This is a genomic window from Salinisphaera shabanensis E1L3A (genome assembly GCF_000215955.2).
GTDB classification, from domain to species: domain Bacteria; phylum Pseudomonadota; class Gammaproteobacteria; order Nevskiales; family Salinisphaeraceae; genus Salinisphaera; species Salinisphaera shabanensis.
The window spans coordinates 61,250-77,846 of record NZ_AFNV02000016.1 but is presented as its reverse complement, the minus strand read 5'-3'; the positions used below and the strand labels follow the sequence as shown (position 1 = coordinate 77,846).

Genomic DNA, 16,597 nt, shown 5'->3' with positions numbered 1-16,597 from the left:
TACCGCGCGAACGCTAGTTCGCGGCGGGATCCGAATCGTTGTCGTCATCGGCCGGCGCGTCATCTGCGCTGCTGTCATCGGCGTTCGAGTCGGCGGCGTCGCTGTCTTGCGCGACCGCGCCCTCGATATCGCTGGCGCCATCATCGTCCTCTTCCTCGTCAGTGATGATGCGATCGACGCCGACCAGGTGCTGATCGTCGGCCACGCGAATAATGCGTACGCCTTGCGTGTTACGTCCGAGCACCGAAATTTCGGCCACCGCGGTGCGAATCAGCGTACCCATATTGGATATCAGCATGATTTCATCGTCTTCGAGCACCTGAGTGGCACCCACGACCGCGCCACTCTTGTCCGACTGCTTGAGCGACAACACGCCCTGGCCGCCGCGGCCGCGCAACGGGTAATCGCCCACTGGCGTGCGTTTGCCGTAGCCCTGCTCGGTGACGGTGAGAATATCGCCGTCGCGGATCACGATGAGCGCGATCACGGCCGCATCGGCCTCGTCCTCGGGCAGCCGAATACCGCGTACGCCCGCAGCGTTGCGGCCCATCTCGCGGACATCCCGTTCGGCAAAACGAATCACCTTGCCGCCGGAAGAGAACAGCATCAGCTCGTCGTCGCCCCCGGTCAGGTCCACGCCCACTAGCGCGTCGTCGTCGCGCAGATCGATGGCAATGATGCCGTTCGAACGCGGGCGCGAGAACTGTTCAAGCGCGGTCTTTTTGACCGTGCCGTTACGCGTAGCGAAGAACACGTTCTGACTGGTGCTGAAGTCCTTGATCGGCAACACCTGGGAGATACGCTCGTCGGCCTCCAGCGGCAACAGATTGACGATGGGCTTGCCGCGTGCGCCGCGACCGGCGCTGGGCAGCTCGTAGACCTTGAGCCAGTACGCTTTGCCGGCCGACGAGAAGCACAGCAGCGTGTCGTGCGTATGTGCCACCCAGAGCTTATCGATGAAATCGGCGTCCTTGGTCTGGGTTGCCGACTTGCCGCGCCCACCGCGACGCTGAGCGCGATAGGCATCCAGCGGCTGAGACTTCACATAGCCTTCATGGGTAAGCGTCACAACCACGTCTTCCGGCGCAATCAGGTCGGCCGTGGTCAGATCCAGATGGCTGTCGAGAATCTCGGTCTTGCGTTCGTCGCCGTAGTCGCGCCGAATCGCCTCCAGCTCTTCGCGGATGACTTCGAACAGCCGCGCCATATTGGACAGGATCTCGATGTAATCGGCGATCTTGTCGAGTAGCTGTTCGAATTCCTCGATGATCTTGCTCTGCTCGAGGCCGGTGAGCCGATGCAGACGCAGGTCGAGAATCGCCTGGGCCTGGGTCTCGGTCAGGCGATAACTGCCGTTTTCCTGCAGTCCGTACGCCTTGGACAGATCGGCCGGGCGCGACGATTCCGCGCCCGCGCGGTCGAGCATGTCCACGACCTGACCCGGCGGCCACTCGCGATTGATCAGCGCTTCGCGCGCTTCGGCCGGCCCGCTGGAGGCCTTGATGAGCGCGATCACTTCATCGATGTTCGCCAGCGCGATGGTCAACCCTTCCAGCACATGGGCGCGCGCACGCGCCTTGGCCAGTTCGTACTGGGTGCGCCGGGTGACCACCTCGCGCCGATGCCGAATGAAGGCTTCGAGCAGCTGCTTGAGATTGAGCGTGCGCGGCTGGCCGTCGCCGAGCGCGACCATGTTGATGCCGAACACGGTCTGCATCTGCGAATGGCGATACAGATTGTTGAGCACGACCTCGGGCGTTTCGCCGCGGCGCAGCTCGACGACCATGCGCATACCGTCCTTGTCGGACTCATCGCGCAACTCGGTAATGCCCTCGATGCGCTTGTCCTTGACCAGCTCGGCAATCTTTTCCAGCAGCCGCGCCTTGTTGACCTGATACGGCAGCTCGGTGACCACGATCGACTGCTTGCCGCGCTCGTCGACGTCCTCGAAGTGCGCGCGGGCCCGCATATAGATACGCCCGCGGCCGGTTTCGTAGGCCTCGCGAATACCGTCGGCGCCGTTGATCATTGCAGCGGTGGGAAAATCCGGGCCCGGCACGTGTTCCATCAGACCCGCGATGCTGATCTGCGGGTCGTCCATGACCGCGAGCACCGCATTCACGACTTCCGTGAGGTTATGCGGCGGGATGTTGGTCGCCATACCGACCGCGATACCGGTACCGCCGTTGACCAGCAGGTTCGGCAGACGCGTGGGCAGAACCGCGGGCTCGGACTCGGATTCGTCGTAGTTCGGAATGAAATCGACCGTATCCTTTTCGATATCGGCCAGAATTTCGTGCGCGAGCCGGGCCATGCGCACTTCGGTATAACGCATCGCCGCCGGCGCGTCGCCGTCGATGGAGCCGAAGTTGCCCTGGCCATCGACCAGCACATAACGCATGGAGAAATCCTGCGCCATGCGTACGATCGTGTCGTAGACGGCCGAATCGCCATGCGGGTGGTATTTACCGATCACGTCGCCGACCACGCGGGCCGACTTCTTGTAGGGCTTGTTCCAGTCGTTGCCGAGCTCGCGCATGGCGTAGAGCACGCGCCGATGCACCGGCTTGAGCCCGTCGCGCACATCGGGCAGTGCACGCCCGACGATCACGCTCATGGCGTAGTCGAGATACGACTGGCGCATCTCGTCTTCTAGATTGATCGAAAGAATCTCTTTTGCGACGTCGGCCATAGACTTGTTTTCGTTCGAGCAGCCCGCAGTAGCAGGCCGCGTTCGGTGCGTATCCACGGGCTGGGAGTCGGCACTATCCGGCGGCGTTCGCCGGTCGTCCAACGCGGTTCAGCGCCGTCGCGTAAAGCCGGTCATGTTAGCACAGCACGTGTGCCAAAACCGCTTGATTGCGCTAGAGTGGCGGGCGTTCGCGCTCCCCACTGATCGCCCGTTTTCATGCGCCAGATCGATACCCTTATTCATGCCCGCTGGGTCGCCCCGATTAGCGGCGGTTCACGGCTGCTGGAAAACCATGCCGTGGCCATTCATCACGGCATGATCGAAGCGGTTCTGCCCAGCGAAGAAGCCTGCACGCGCTTTGATGCCAGTGAAGTCATCGATCGCGACACGCACCTGCTCATTCCCGGGCTGATCAATACCCACACCCATGCCGCGATGAACCTCATGCGCGGCATTGCCGACGATCTGCCGCTCATGCCGTGGCTGACGGAATATATCTGGCCGGTGGAAAGCGAATTCATGTCGCCCGAATTCGTGGCCGACGGCACCGATCTGGCCATGGCCGAAATGCTGCGTGGCGGCACGACCTGCTTCAACGATATGTATTTCTTCGCGGATGTGGTCGCCGAGCGCGTGGAAGCCGCCGGCATGCGTGCAACCGTGGGCATGATCGTGATCGACTTCCCCACCGTCTGGGCCGCCAACGCCGACGAGTATCTGGAAAAAGGCCTGGCACTGCGCGATGCCTGGCGCGGGCATGATCGGATTTCGACCGTGTTTGCACCGCATGCGCCCTATACCGTCTCCGATGCGCCACTGAAAAAGATTCGGACCTATGCCGACGAAATGGATCTGCGTGTGCACATGCACGTGCACGAGACCGCTTTCGAAGTCGCCGATGCCCAGGAAAAGCACGGCCAGCGCCCGCTCGCACGCCTCGACGACCTGGGTCTGCTGACACCGAACTTTCTCGCGGTCCACATGACCCGGCTCACCGACGACGAGATCACGCTGTGCGCACGTAACGGCGTACACGTGCTGCATTCGCCCGAATCCAATCTCAAGCTGGCCAGCGGACTGTGTCCGGTACAGCGGCTCATCGATGCCGGTATCAATGTCGCGCTCGGCACCGACGGCGCGGCCTCGAACAACGATCTCGACATGATCGGCGAGATGCGTACCGCCGCCTTCATCGGCAAGGTCGCCGCCGACGACGCGGGCGCGGTCAGCGCCGATACGGTGCTGCGCATGGCCACCCTGGGCGGCGCCGAAGCGCTCGGCATTGCCGATACCACTGGCTCGATCGAGCCCGGCAAGATGGCCGACCTGTGCGCCATCGATCTCGACGCGCTCGAAACCCAGCCCGTCTTCGATCCGATTGCCGCGCTCGTCTACAACGTGATCCGCGAACAGGTTAGCGATACCTGGGTCGCCGGCCAGCGCCTGCTCGCCGACCGCCAGCTCACCACAATCGACGAAGCGGATATCAAGGCTCGTGCTATCGCCTGGCAACACAAGCTCGCTGCCCATTCAAAGGACGCCTCATGACAAGCGATCAGAACGCCGAACTGGCGAAATTCGGCCGTCTCGCCGAACACTGGTGGGACGCCTCGGGCGAAATGCGCCCGCTGCACGATATCAACCCGCTGCGCACGGATTTCATCGACCGACGCGCGTCGCTGGCCGGCAAGCGCGTGCTCGACGTGGGCTGTGGCGCCGGTATTCTCTCGGAAGCGCTGGCCCGCCGCGGTGCCAAGGTGACCGGACTGGATCTGGCGCCCGAACTCATCGAAGCCGCCAAGGCGCATGCCGAACAAAGTGAGCTGGATATCGACTATCGCTGTGTCTCCAGCCGCGACCTGATGCGCGAATTGCCCGGCGCCTTCGACATCGTCGTCTGCTACGAAATGCTCGAACATGTCGATACGCCGGCCTATGTGGTCGACGACTGCGCCATGCTCACCGCCCCCGGCGGCGATCTATTCTTCTCCACCATCAACCGCAGCGCCAAGGCTTGGCTGCTGGCGATCGGCGGCGCCGAGTACGTGCTCGGGCTGCTGCCGCGTGGCACCCACGAATACAACAAGCTGATTCGTCCGTCGGAGCTGGGCGCCTGGTGTCGGCGCTCGCAGCTGGAAATCGCCGAGATTGCCGGTATGCACTACAACCCGCTCACCCGTCGCGCCTCGCTCACGCAGCGCCCGGATGTGAACTACTTCCTGCACGCACGCAAACCCGCCGCGAGCCACGCATGAAGTTACAGGCCTTCGATGCGGTGCTGTTCGATCTCGACGGCACCCTGCTCGATACCGCACCGGATCTGGCCGGCGCGATCAACGATATGCGCATCGCCCGCGGTCTAGAAGCGATGCCGCTACACGAGCTGGCACCGATGTGCTCGTTCGGCGGGCGCGGCATGCTCAGCAAGGGCCTCGACCTAAGGCCCGATGACGCCGACTATCGCGCCAGCTACGATCTGTTTATCGAAACCTACCGCCAGCGCATGACGCGCGACACGCAGCCGTTCGACGGCATGCGCGAATTCGTGCGCCGACTCGCTGACAGCGGCCTGGCCTGGGGTGTGGTCACCAACAAGATGGAAGCCCTCGCGCTGCCGCTGATGGATCATATGAACTTCGACCCGCCGCCGGGCTGCGTTATCGGCGGCGACAGCGCCGGCGTGGCCAAACCCGATCCGGCGCCCATGTATCTGGCCTGCGAACGCATCGGCATCGAACCGGCCCGCTGTGTCTATATCGGCGATTCGGATCGCGATATCGAAGCCGGCCGTGTTGCCGGCATGGCGACCATTGGCGTGGCCTACGGCTATATTCCGCCGGGCGACGATATCCACGGCTGGCAGGCTGACGTGGTAATCGATAGCGTAGCCGGCCTGCCGGCCGCCCTCGAACAACTCGATGCCCAGGCCGTCGCCGGCGCCCACCCGACCTGAAACCGAACGACCCACGCTCAATGACTGTACCTTCCGATTCCAAACCGCTGGCCGACCGCGTGATTCTCATTACCGGCGCGGGCGGCGGCCTGGGCGCCGTCGTGGCGCGCGCGGTGGCCGCGGCCGGCGCCGAGTGCGTACTGCTGGGCCGGCGCGAGCGCACGCTTACGCCCGTGTTCGATGCCATCGTTGCCGATGGCAGCCCGGAGCCCGCGCTGTTTCCGCTCGACGTCACCCGCGCCGGCGAAGACGACTACCAGCGTCTGGTCGACGGCATTGCTGCCGATTGCGGGCATCTCGACGGCCTGGTCCATCTGGCCGCTCGCTTCGACGGGCTCATGCCCCTGGCCACGCATCCCGTCGATGGCTGGCAGCGGATCATGCATATCAATCTGACGGCTGCCTTTACCCTCACCCAGATCTGCCTGCCCCTGCTGCAATCCGTGGAGGATGCCTCGGTGGTGTTCACGCTCGACGAGGCCGCCGCGACCCCCAAGGCGTTCTGGGGTGCCTACGGCGTGAGCAAGGCCGGACTTAGCTCGCTGGTGAAGATGTTTGCCATCGAGCACGAACAAACCGATCGGCTGCGCTTCAACGGTATCGACCCCGGTCCGCGCCAGACACCGCTACGCGCCAAGGCGTTCCCGACCGAAGACCTCGCGGCCCAGCCGCCGGAAACCATTGCCGACACTTACGTGCATCTGCTGTCGGCCGCCGCGCGCGGCACGACCGGCCAGATCGTCGGCGCGGACGGACAGCCGATCGCAGCATAATCGATGGGCGGTCGCCACCTGTCGTCACAATTCGTGCCGAGCATGCAACACGGACGTGATTCGCGGCGGCGATTCAGCCTTTATGGTCTGACCGGGCGAAAGCGACCGCTTCAGGCAGACCTACGGTCTTTGGCCTAAGCCAGTCCATGAAGCTGGATCAACGCTCAGGCGAATGCAGGCTTGGGGTTTCGCACTGCCGTGCGAGACAAGAGGTCCGACAAACTCGTGAGTGCGAAAAGGCTCATGGCTTGAACCGGCAATGCCTGCGGTTCCATGCGGGCTTACGGCCTGCGGCGTCCCCAACCTAAGCGGCTCATGTAGAGCATTTCGGCGGTGATCAGCGGGCTGCGACCCAGCCTCGCCCGTGATCGCAGCAATCATTGAGTACACAGCATGCACAGTCCGGCTCGCGCTTGTGGCAACGCTGTTTCGCATGGGCCACGATCAACGCATGCAACTCGTCGTAAAAGGGCGCGTCGTCCTCGGGGCCGACAGCTTCAATCGATCGGCGCATGCGCTCGTAGTTGCGCGTGCCGCGCGCCCAGCCATAGCGCTCCATGATGCGAAAGGCATACGCATCGGCGACGAACGCCGGGCGCTGGAACGCATAGAGCAGGATCACGTCTGCGGTTTCATGGCCAATGCCGTGCAGCGCCAGCAGCTCGCGGCGCAGGGTGTCGCTGTCGCGTGTCTGCAACCCCTCGAAGCCGCCTTGTTCGACGAACCACGCGCATAGCGCGCGCAGTCGTTTGGCCTTGATGTTATGCGGCCCCGCGCGGCGAATCAGCGCTGGCAGATCATCGTGGGCCAGTAGTGCTTCGGCCGTGAGCGGCCCCGCCTTGCGCAATCCGGCGATCGCGATTTCCACGTTCGTCCAGGCCGTATGCTGGGTGAGCACCGCGCCCACCAGAATCTCGAAGCGCGGGTTGTCAGCATCCTGAACCGGCCACCAACGCTGCGGCCCGTAGGCTTGACCCAGTCGATCATGAAATTCGCGCAGCCCGGACGCTGTGGGCTCGGTATCCGCCACCTACCGCTGCAGGTCGACGAGCGCGGCGAGTTCGCGCACTTCCTTGCGGTCCAGTTCACGCCAGCCACCGGCTTTCACGCCGCCCGGCAAAGCGACTGGGCCGAAGCCGATCCGCATGAGCCGCGACACGGTCACACCCTGCGAGGCCCACAGCCGGCGCACGACGCGATTGCGCCCCTGGCGCACCGTCACTTCGAACCAGCGGTTGGACTTGTGCGCATCATCGGCCACGCGAATCGAATCGAAACGGGCCACGCCGTCCTCGAGTTCGACACCTTCAAGCAGCCGCTGGATCATGGCTTCGTCGACTTCACCGCGTACGCGCACCGCATAGCTGCGCACGATCTCGTAGCTGGGATGCTCGAGTCGGCGCTTGAGCTCGCCGTCGGTGGTGACCAGCAGCAGACCCGAGGTATTTACGTCCAGCCGGCCGATCGCCAGCCAGCGCCCCGCCTTGATCTTGGGCAGGCTCTTGAAGATGGTCGGCCGGCCTTCCGGATCCTTGCGGGTCACGACCTGATCGACATGCTTTTTGTAAGCCAGCACGCGGGTACGCGTATTCAAGCGCTCGTCCAGATTCAGGCGCTTGCCATCCATGCGGATTTCGTCGCGCGCGTCGGCCTTGTCACCGAGCGTGGCCACCTTGTTGTTGATACGGATACGCCCCGCTTCGATGACCTGTTCGAGCTGACGGCGCGAGCCGTAGCCGGCGCTCGCGAGCAGCTTCTGTAGACGTTCGGGCATGGGAGTTCCTGTGGGGCGCCGGGCAACGAGCTCGCTAGTTTAACCGCCCGGTTCAAGCTCTGCGGTATTCAGCTGTGGGTGCAGACTTGCTAGCGTCATATCGCGTACTCGGCGCGTCGTTTCGACCTCAACTGCGGCGCGACAGGCAGATTAGGCTGCCTGACGCGTAAAAACTGCTGCTACTTTTCAGCGGCAAGCGACCCGAAATGTTCGCCTTTATCGCATTAACGGTCTATTTCTCGACGAAGGCGCGTTCGATGACGTAGTCGCCGGGCGCGCCGATATGCGGCGATACTTCGAAACCGCGCGCATCGAGCAGCGCGGCCGAGTCGGCGAGCATGCCCGGGCTGCCGCAGATCATCACACGGTCGTGCGCGGGGTCGAGCGCATCGAGGCCCAGATCGGCGCCGACCTGGCCGTTATCGAGCAGCGTGGTCACACGCCCCTGATGAACGAATGGCTCCCGACTGACGATCGGGTAATAAAGCATCTGCGCGCGAATCATCTCGCCGAGCATGTCGTCGTTCGGCAGCGTCTCGGAGAGCAGTTCGCGATAAGCAAGATCGTTTTCGTGCCGCACGCCGTGGAGCACGATCACGCGCTCGAAGCGTTCGTAGGTGGCCGGATCGCGCACGATCGACAGAAACGGCGCCAGTCCGGTACCGGTGGACATGAGATAGAGATTGCGGCCCGGATGCAGATCGCTGATCAGCAGCGTGCCGGTGGGCTTGCGGCTCACCAGCAGTTCGTCGCCCTCTTTGAGGTGCTGCAACTGCGAGGTGAGCGGCCCGTCGGGGACCTTGATGCTGAAGAACTCGAGATGCTCTTCATAGTTGGGCGACACAATGCTGTAGGCACGCAGCAGCGGCTTTTTTTCCTGCTGCAGGCCGATCATCACGAACTGGCCGTTCTCGAAACGCAGCGCACGATCGCGCGTGGTAGTAAAACTGAACAGCGAATCGTTCCAGTGATGCACGCTGAGTACGCGTTCAGAGTTCAATGCAGCCATGGTCTGGGTGTTTCCGTACTTGAATCAGGCCATCGTCGCGGTCGATCGCGATCCGGTGGCTTCGAACAAATGCTGTCGAGACAATGGGCGCATCGCAGCCGATTCCAACCCGACAGCGCCCGTCGGTACCGTCAGTCTGACGAACGCGGTGTCTCGTTGTTTTGACCTGCATCATCGCCGGCCGCGGTCGAGTCCGCCTCATCAACGGCTGCGGGCAGCGCATCGTCGTCGTTGCCCGCGCCGTCGCTTGCCGATTCGTCGTCATCGGATTTGTTCGATGTGTTCTCGTCGCCCTGCAAACGCGCGAGCGCGGCATCGAGCGCATCGAGATCCTGAATTTCCGGCAGGCTGGGCAGATCAGCCAGGCGTGCCACGCCGAAGTCATCCAGAAATTGCGGCGTGGTGCCGAACAACGCCGGCCGACCGGGCATATCGCGATAACCCACCACCTTGATCCAGCCGAATTCCTGCAATGTTTTGACGATATTCGACGACACCGACACACCGCGCACGGCTTCGATATCCGACCGTGCGATCGGTTGGCGGTAGCAGATCAGCGCCAGCGTTTCGAGCATGGCACGCGAGAGCTTCGGCGGGCGCTCTTCCCAGAGCCGCGATACCAGCGCCGAATAATCAGCGCCGACCTGAAAACGCCAGCCACTGGCGACTTCGACCAGATCCATCGCGCTGTCGATATAGCGCGCTTGCAGCGCATCCAGCCCCGTGCGCACATCAGCGCGTTCGAGCGCATGGGTGGTTTCCAGAAGTCGCACGATTTGATCCACTGACAGCGGCGCGTCGGCGGCCATGAGCAGCGCTTCGATACAGCGCAACACGGATTCGGCGAGCACCGGCTCGTTCGCCTGGGCTTCGGGCGCGTCGGCGTGATCGTCGATTTCGGGTGGCGTCGGTTCGTCGTGACTCACGGGGCGTCGTTCTTCGTCGGTGTGCATTCGGTCGGATGGACGGCCAGACGCAACGCGACCGGCGCATAGGGTTCGCTCTGCTCGATCGCAATCAGCGCTTCGCGAGCAAGCTCGAGGATCGCCAGAAACGAAACCACCACGCCGAGACGGCCTTCGCTGGTCTCCACCAACGCCACGAAGGCAAAGGACTGGCCACTGCCCAGGCGTTCGAGAATACGGCTCATGTGTTCGCGCACCGATAGCGGCTCGCGTTCGATCTTGTGTTCGGTGAACAGCTCGGCACGGGTCAGCACATCGTGCAGCGCGTGCAGCAGCGCGCCGAGATCGGTTTCCGGCTGCGGGCGCTCGATATGCAGGCGCTCCGGGCCGTGCTGAACGGGCGTGATATCGCGCCCGCTGCGCGGCAAGGCGTCCAGCTGCTCTGCTGCCTGCTTGAACTGTTCGTATTCCTGCAGGCGGCGTACCAGTTCGGCGCGCGGGTCTTCGCCCTCGTCTTCCTCTTCGGTCGGCTTGGGCAAAAGCATGCGCGATTTGATTTCGGCCAGCATGGCCGCCATGAGCAGGTATTCGCCGGCCAATTCGATCGCCATTTCCTGCATGACCTCGATATAGGTCATGTACTGGTGGGCTATCGTATGTACGGGGATGTCAAGGATATCCAGATTCTGCTTGCGAATCAGATACAGCAGCAGATCGAGCGGTCCTTCGAAGGTTTCGAGAAACACCCGCAGCGCATCCGGCGGGATATACAGATCCTCCGGTAGCGCCTGCATCGGCTCGCCGCCGACACGGATCGCGCCCAGCGACTCGTTTACCGCTGCTGATTCGCGCTCGTGTTCTTCGACGGTCGCGCTCATGGACGCATGCGTTGTTCGCCCGCGCTCATGCCGACGGCAGGAAACCGGTCAGCGCGAAGGCACGTTCCAGCGTGGGTTCGGCGCGTTGGCGCGCCGCGGCGGCACCGCGGGCGAGCAAGGCATCAAGGCCGGCCGTATCTTCACGGTATTCAGCGTAGCGTTGCTGCAGCGGTTCCAGAAACGCCACCACGGCATCGGCGAGATCGCCCTTGAGCGCGCCATAGCCTTGACCGGCATAGCGGTTTTCCAGATCGGCGATGGATTCATCGGTCACCGCCGAATAGATCGAGAGCAGATTCGACACGCCCGGTTTTTCGGCTTCATCAAATCGGATATCACCATCGGAATCGGTAACCGCGCGTTTGATCTTCTTGATCACGCGCTTGGGCTCGTCGAGCAGCTTGATGACGTTGGCCTCGACGTCGTCGGACTTGGACATTTTCGCCGTCGGGTCGCCCAGACTCATGATACGTGCGCCGACTTCCGGGATAATCGGTTCGGGCACGGTAAACAGATCTTCGCCGGTGCGGGCATTGAAGCGCTCGGCCAGATTGCGGGCCAGCTCCAGATGCTGCTTCTGGTCGTTGCCCACGGGCACGGCATCAGTTTGATAAAGCAGGATATCCGCCGCCATCAGCACGGGGTAATCGAACAGCCCGGCGTTGATGTTGTCGACGTTCTTGGCGGACTTGTCCTTGAACTGCGTCATGCGATTGAGCTCGCCCATCGACGTATGACAGTTCAAAAGCCAGGCCAACTGCGCGTGCGCGGGCACGTGCGACTGCACGAACATGGTCGCGCGCTCGGGATCGATACCCGCGGCCAGATACAGGCACAGAAACTCATGACAGCGCTCGCGCAGTGCGGTCGGATCCTGGCGCACGGTGATGGCATGCATATCGACCAGCGCAAACAGGCAGTCGTGGGTGTCCTGCATGGCCACCCAGTGCTTGAGCGCGCCGATATAGTTGCCGAGCGTCAGCTCACCGGATGGCTGGATACCGGACAGAACGATGGGTTTGGCGATCTCGGAACTCACACGCGGCCTCTTGGCAGTTCAGTCGACACTGACTTATCAAAGGCGCGAGTATACGCAAGCACGCGCTCGCTTTGGACCGCCGCCGGATCGGGTGGATGCTCAGGCGTCTACCGGATCCAGGCCGAGGGCTTCGGCGCTGCCCTTGCCGGGGCGCAGAATCTGCGGAACCGCAGTGGTCAGATCCACCACCGTGGTCGGCTCCACGCCTGTCGCGCCGCCGTCGACGATGATATCGAGCTGCTTGTCGAAGGCTTCACGTACGTCGAAGGCTTCCGACAACGGTATTTCGGCGTCGGGAAGCTGCGCGGTCACCGACATGATCGGCTCGTCCATCGCTTCAGCGATCGCGCGCGCGACCGGATGCGCCGGCACACGAATACCGATCGTCTTGCGCTTGGGATGGGCGAGCCAGTTCGGGACCACTTTGGAGGCTGGCAGCACGAAGGTGTAGGCACCGGGCGTCGCCGCCTTGAGCAGGCGAAAGCTCGTGTTTTCGACCTTGGCGTAGGTCGAGATCTCGGACAGATCGCGACACACGAGTGTGAAGAAATGATCGCGCCCGAAGCCGCGCATCTGGCGGATACGATCGATCGCATTCTTGTCGCCCATCGCACAGGCCAGACCATAGGAGGAGTCGGTGGGATAGGCGATCACCCGCCCCGCGCGCAGCGCATCGGCCACTTGGCCTATGCGACGTGGCTGGGGGGTTTCGGCGTGTACGTGAACGATGTCAGCCATGCGGGCATTATATCGGCTACGTCGATGGCGCGGCAGGTTTTTTTCTGGCCCATGGCCGATTGCCGCCGAGATGCGGCACACTGCACGCTATTGGCGTGGCGTGACAACGCATGCGTATTTCAAACCCAGGTCAGGACAACACTCATGGATTATTTCGCGATCGTGTCTTTCGATGTGGCTGACAGCAGTGACGGCCGTAAAAAAGCGGTAGACGAACACCGCGCCCGTCTCGAAGAACTCGACCAGGCGGGGCGCCTGCTCACCGCCGGCCCGATGCCGCGTGTCGATGCTTACGGCAAGGTCAGCGACGGTTTTCAGGGCAGCATCATCATTGCCGCGTTCGACAGCCTCGACGATGCGCGGGCATGGGCCAAGGTCGATCCATACAACGCCGAAGGCGTATATATGGAAAGCACGGTCTATCCCTACAAGAAGGTGTTCTAAGCCGCGCTCAACCCGCGCACAAGACAGGATATTCAAGAATGAGTGATCGTATCCCGCGGATTCGCGCGGCACTCGAACAAGGGCTGGACACGCAAGACATCGCCATTCGCGACGATAGCCATCTTCATGCCGGCCACGCCGGCGCAAAAAGCGGGCTGGGTCATTTTCATGTCACGATCCGGTCACCGCGTTTTACCGGCACTTCGCCGATCGAGCGTCACAAGCTCGTTTACGAAGCGCTGGGCACGCTGATGCACACCGATATTCATGCTGTATCGATTCGCGCGCTTGCCCCGGAGGAATAGCCGGCGCGACTGACGCTAGCGGGCAGGCACGCACCCATAAAACAAAAACGAACGCCAGAGCGTTTCAGGGGAACGAAAACATGAACCGTCGCCCGTACCGGCATACCTCGGTGGCATTTGCTGTTGCTCTGGCCCTCGGGCTACCCGCCTATGCTCAGAACATGGCCGACGCACCCGAAGGTGACGATGGCCTCGATACGCTCGAATCGCTGGCACCGATCGAAGTGCAGAGCCTGCGCCTGACCACCGAGGTGCTGACCTCGCCCGCCGCGGTCGATGTGACCGAGGCGCGCGATATTCAGCAGGGACGCGCCAAGGCGCAACTCGATGCCGCGCTCAACCGCACGCCGGGCGTCTATGCCAACAACGGCAGTAACTTCGCCCAGAACCTGCGCATCTCGATCCGCGGCTTCGGCGCTCGCTCGGCGTTTGGCGTACGCGGCGTCAAGGTACTGGTCGACGGTATTCCCGAAACGCTGGCCGACGGTCAGGCCCAGACCGATACGATCGATCTCGGCGCGGTCGAACGCCTGGAAGTTATTCGCGGGCCGTTTTCAGCGCTTTACGGTAATGCGACTGGCGGCGTGGTGGATATCACCACGACGACACCGGCGAGCGGGCCAGTGGATCGCGGCGAGCTGACCGTGGGCAGCCACGGTTATCGGCGTATCGAAGCCGCAACCGCGCACGAACGCGGCGACTGGGGCTATGCACTGACGGCTTCGCAACTCGATATCGAAGGCTATCGCGCCCATAGCGAGGTCAAGAAACAACAGCTTACCGGCAAGCTCGAACGCCGCGTGGGCACCACCGGCACGCTACGCCTGATTACCCGCGTACTCGATGCGCCGGATACGCTCGATCCGGGCGGCGTGACGCTGGAACAGGCACAATCCGACCGACGCTCGGCCCGCGATGCCAACCTGGCGTTTGATGCGCGCCAGTCCGCCGAGCAGCAAACCATCGGGCTGGTGTATGAAGACCAGCTCGCCCAGAACCAGAGTTATCAGGCCAACCTGTTCTATAGCCACCGCGATTTCATCCAGTTCCTGCCCTTCGAAGACGCCGGCGTGGTGGCTTATGAGCGCGACTTTTTCGGTGGTGGCGTGCAGACCACGCGTTTCGACACGTTATTCGGCCACGAAAACCAGATCGTGGCCGGTATCGATGCCCAGATTCAGCGGGATGCGCGTACCCGCTACGACAACATCGCCGGCGATAAAGGTGCACTCGGCCTGGACGAAGACCAGCAGGCCACCAGCATCGGCGTGTTCGCCCAGAACGTGTTCTCGATCAGTTCCGATCTGGAACTCACCACCGGCCTACGCTACGACTATCTCGATTTCGATATCGACGACGCGTTCGTGACCGCGACCGATCCGAACGACTCCGGCTCACGCACCTACCACGAGGTTTCGGCCAATGCCGGTTTGAGTTATGCCTGGGCCGAACGCCAGCGCGTCTATGCCAACGTCGCGAACGCGTTCGAATCCCCCACGTTCACCGAATTCGCCGATCCGGCCGGCAATGGCGGTTTCAACAGCGAACTCGACCCGCAGAAAGCCGTGCAATACGAAATCGGCGCCAAGGGCGAGATCGGCAACCGCACGCGCTACCAGATCAGCGCGTTCTGGATCGACGTACGCGACGAGCTCGTTGTCTTCAACGACGATGGCCGACGCGATTTCTATCAGAACTCCGGCAAATCGCGCCGCCAGGGTCTGGAAGCAAAACTGGAATACGCCGTGAACGACGAGCTATCGGCGATGGCCGCCTATACGCTCGCCGACTACGAATATCGTGAATTCGTCGACGACGGCGGCGTCGACTACGCGGGCAATGCCATCCCCGGCCTGCCCGAGGAACGCCTGTTCGCGGAAGTCGCATGGCGCGATTCCGATGTCGGTTATGCCACGCTCGACATGCGCTACGCCGGCTCGTTCTATGCCGACAACGCCAATACCGCCAAGATCGACAACGCCTGGATATTCAACGGCCGGGTGGGCAAGACCATCGATGCCGGCGACGATAACCTCACCGTCTATTTCGGCATCGACAACATGTTCGACGAGGTCTATTTCGACAATATCCGGATCAACGCATTTGGCGGGCGCTATTACGAGCCTGCACCGGATCGCACGTTCTATACCGGCCTGGCCTACGAGCTTTAATCGCGGTACAGGCCCGGGTTAACCGGGCAACGCCACACCGACACTCAGCAAACTGTCGAATACGACCAATCAGCTGTCGGTAAGAAACCGGTCGAGCGTCGCCGCATCCAGCTTGTCGAGTTTCACGATCTCGGCGCTGGGCTGTGCGGCCGCGCCTTCGGCCTTGCGACGCAGAATCACCAGCGGCTGGTAGGCATCGAACTCGGCAATGCGAAAAGCCACGCTCGGGTCACGGCCGACCTCGCCCGGGCTATGGATCCCGCAGCGCACGACCGACCATTCCGTATGCGATTGTTCGAAGTATTCCCAGCCGTCGGCCTCGGCCGCTTCTCGAAACGCCGGTTCGACCAGAGACTTCACCGTCTCGCGGGCCTGCTTCTCGATCGTGGCACGCCGTTCGGCCAGGCGCTCGTTCGCGCCGAGTTTGGACTGTACTTCATCGGTGGTGACTTCAAGCCAGCTAAGCGCCACGAGATTCTACCTGTGTGAACGAATAAACAAACGGCGGCTAAGCGTAAGCGCTGCCGTGGTCGCGTACAAGCGTGCGACGATGAGCGCTAGCCGGCCTTGGGCTGGCGTGCGCGCTGCGACGACGGCGTATCCGGTTTTTCATAACCACAGCTTGCGCGCGCCTGATCGGCAGCGTCCACCAGCAGATCGAGCATGGGCTGGCGCTGTTCGGCATCGACCCCTTCGGCCAGAGCCTGACGCGCGGCGGCCGCTGCGCGTTCGACTTCGGCCAGATCACGCGCACAGCGGCTGTCGCTGGGGGATACGAACAAGGTGCTGCAGCCGGAAAGTGCCACAGCGCCCACGGTGATAAGGGCAACACGTTTGAAAACAGGCAGCGGCATGGCGGGTTCCTTGTGCGGCGCGGCGGCCGATGGCCATCGTGGAATGATCGATACGAATATTA

The 16,597-nt window shown here is 62.6% G+C and carries 17 protein-coding genes; 7 read left to right on the top strand and 10 right to left on the bottom strand.

Annotated features, from left to right (window positions below; genetic code table 11):
• Window positions 1–13: 13 nt before the first annotated feature.
• Window positions 14–2,692, bottom strand: a complete 2,679-nt coding sequence (gyrA, locus tag SSPSH_RS11335) for a DNA gyrase subunit A (RefSeq protein ID WP_006913493.1) — start codon at window positions 2,690–2,692, stop codon at window positions 14–16.
• A gap of 216 nt (window positions 2,693–2,908) precedes the next feature.
• Between gyrA and SSPSH_RS11330 the strand changes: the two genes are divergently transcribed.
• Genes SSPSH_RS11330 through SSPSH_RS11315 form a run of 4 tightly spaced genes read left to right on the top strand, consistent with a single transcriptional unit; the run spans window position 2,909 to window position 6,418 of the window.
• Complete coding sequence (locus SSPSH_RS11330; protein WP_006913492.1) at window positions 2,909–4,240, top strand: TRZ/ATZ family hydrolase; 1,332 nt, start codon at window positions 2,909–2,911, stop codon at window positions 4,238–4,240.
• Window positions 4,237–4,947: a bifunctional 2-polyprenyl-6-hydroxyphenol methylase/3-demethylubiquinol 3-O-methyltransferase UbiG gene (gene ubiG, locus SSPSH_RS11325; RefSeq protein ID WP_006913491.1), complete on the top strand. Its 711-nt coding sequence runs from the start codon at window positions 4,237–4,239 to the stop codon at window positions 4,945–4,947. The genes SSPSH_RS11330 and ubiG overlap by 4 nt, the downstream gene beginning before the upstream one ends.
• Window positions 4,944–5,645 carry an HAD family hydrolase gene (locus SSPSH_RS11320; protein WP_006913490.1) on the top strand — a complete coding sequence of 234 codons (702 nt, stop codon included), beginning with the start codon at window positions 4,944–4,946 and terminating at the stop codon, window positions 5,643–5,645. The genes ubiG and SSPSH_RS11320 overlap by 4 nt, the downstream gene beginning before the upstream one ends.
• Window positions 5,646–5,665: 20 nt before the next feature.
• Entirely contained in the window at window positions 5,666–6,418 is a 753-nt protein-coding gene (locus SSPSH_RS11315; RefSeq protein ID WP_006913489.1) for an SDR family NAD(P)-dependent oxidoreductase, read from the top strand.
• A 337-nt stretch (window positions 6,419–6,755) separates the two neighbouring features.
• Here the strand turns inward: SSPSH_RS11315 and SSPSH_RS11310 are convergent, their stop codons facing one another.
• The 7 genes from SSPSH_RS11310 to SSPSH_RS11280 all read right to left on the bottom strand — a co-directional run bounded on the left by SSPSH_RS11310 (window position 6,756) and on the right by SSPSH_RS11280 (window position 12,761).
• Complete coding sequence (locus SSPSH_RS11310; protein ID WP_021031713.1) at window positions 6,756–7,448, bottom strand: endonuclease III domain-containing protein; 693 nt, start codon at window positions 7,446–7,448, stop codon at window positions 6,756–6,758.
• Complete coding sequence (locus SSPSH_RS11305) at window positions 7,449–8,192, bottom strand: pseudouridine synthase (RefSeq protein WP_006913487.1); 744 nt, start codon at window positions 8,190–8,192, stop codon at window positions 7,449–7,451. It lies immediately after the preceding gene.
• Window positions 8,193–8,424: 232 nt separating this feature from the next.
• Window positions 8,425–9,201, bottom strand: coding sequence for a ferredoxin--NADP reductase (locus SSPSH_RS11300; protein WP_006913486.1), 777 nt, complete (start codon window positions 9,199–9,201; stop codon window positions 8,425–8,427).
• Window positions 9,202–9,332: 131 nt separating this feature from the next.
• The gene (gene scpB, locus SSPSH_RS18500; RefSeq protein ID WP_006913485.1) at window positions 9,333–10,127 is read right to left on the bottom strand and encodes an SMC-Scp complex subunit ScpB; all 795 of its coding nucleotides are present in this window, start codon (window positions 10,125–10,127) and stop codon (window positions 9,333–9,335) included.
• Window positions 10,124–10,984, bottom strand: coding sequence for a segregation and condensation protein A (locus SSPSH_RS11290; RefSeq protein ID WP_021031711.1), 861 nt, complete (start codon window positions 10,982–10,984; stop codon window positions 10,124–10,126). The genes scpB and SSPSH_RS11290 overlap by 4 nt, the downstream gene beginning before the upstream one ends.
• 25 nt (window positions 10,985–11,009) lie before the next feature.
• Entirely contained in the window at window positions 11,010–12,011 is a 1,002-nt protein-coding gene (trpS, locus tag SSPSH_RS11285) for a tryptophan--tRNA ligase (protein ID WP_040608028.1), read from the bottom strand.
• Window positions 12,012–12,122: 111 nt separating this feature from the next.
• Entirely contained in the window at window positions 12,123–12,761 is a 639-nt protein-coding gene (locus SSPSH_RS11280; protein ID WP_006913482.1) for an L-threonylcarbamoyladenylate synthase, read from the bottom strand.
• Between the two features lie 144 nt (window positions 12,762–12,905).
• Here SSPSH_RS11280 and SSPSH_RS11275 point away from each other — a divergent pair, with 144 nt between their 5' ends.
• The 3 genes from SSPSH_RS11275 to SSPSH_RS11265 all read left to right on the top strand — a co-directional run bounded on the left by SSPSH_RS11275 (window position 12,906) and on the right by SSPSH_RS11265 (window position 15,681).
• A complete protein-coding gene (locus SSPSH_RS11275) occupies window positions 12,906–13,205 on the top strand; it encodes a YciI family protein (protein WP_006913481.1) in 300 nt (99 codons plus the stop codon).
• Between the two features lie 38 nt (window positions 13,206–13,243).
• Entirely contained in the window at window positions 13,244–13,510 is a 267-nt protein-coding gene (locus SSPSH_RS11270; RefSeq protein WP_006913480.1) for a BolA family protein, read from the top strand.
• Window positions 13,511–13,590: 80 nt separating this feature from the next.
• Window positions 13,591–15,681: a TonB-dependent receptor family protein gene (locus SSPSH_RS11265; protein WP_006913479.1), complete on the top strand. Its 2,091-nt coding sequence runs from the start codon at window positions 13,591–13,593 to the stop codon at window positions 15,679–15,681.
• 69 nt (window positions 15,682–15,750) lie between these two features.
• Here SSPSH_RS11265 and SSPSH_RS11260 read toward each other — a convergent pair whose 3' ends face one another.
• Both SSPSH_RS11260 and SSPSH_RS11255 read right to left on the bottom strand, forming a co-directional pair.
• Window positions 15,751–16,152, bottom strand: coding sequence for a hypothetical protein (locus SSPSH_RS11260; protein ID WP_006913478.1), 402 nt, complete (start codon window positions 16,150–16,152; stop codon window positions 15,751–15,753).
• Between the two features lie 86 nt (window positions 16,153–16,238).
• The gene (locus SSPSH_RS11255) at window positions 16,239–16,535 is read right to left on the bottom strand and encodes a hypothetical protein (protein ID WP_021031710.1); all 297 of its coding nucleotides are present in this window, start codon (window positions 16,533–16,535) and stop codon (window positions 16,239–16,241) included.
• Window positions 16,536–16,597 lie beyond the last annotated feature (62 nt).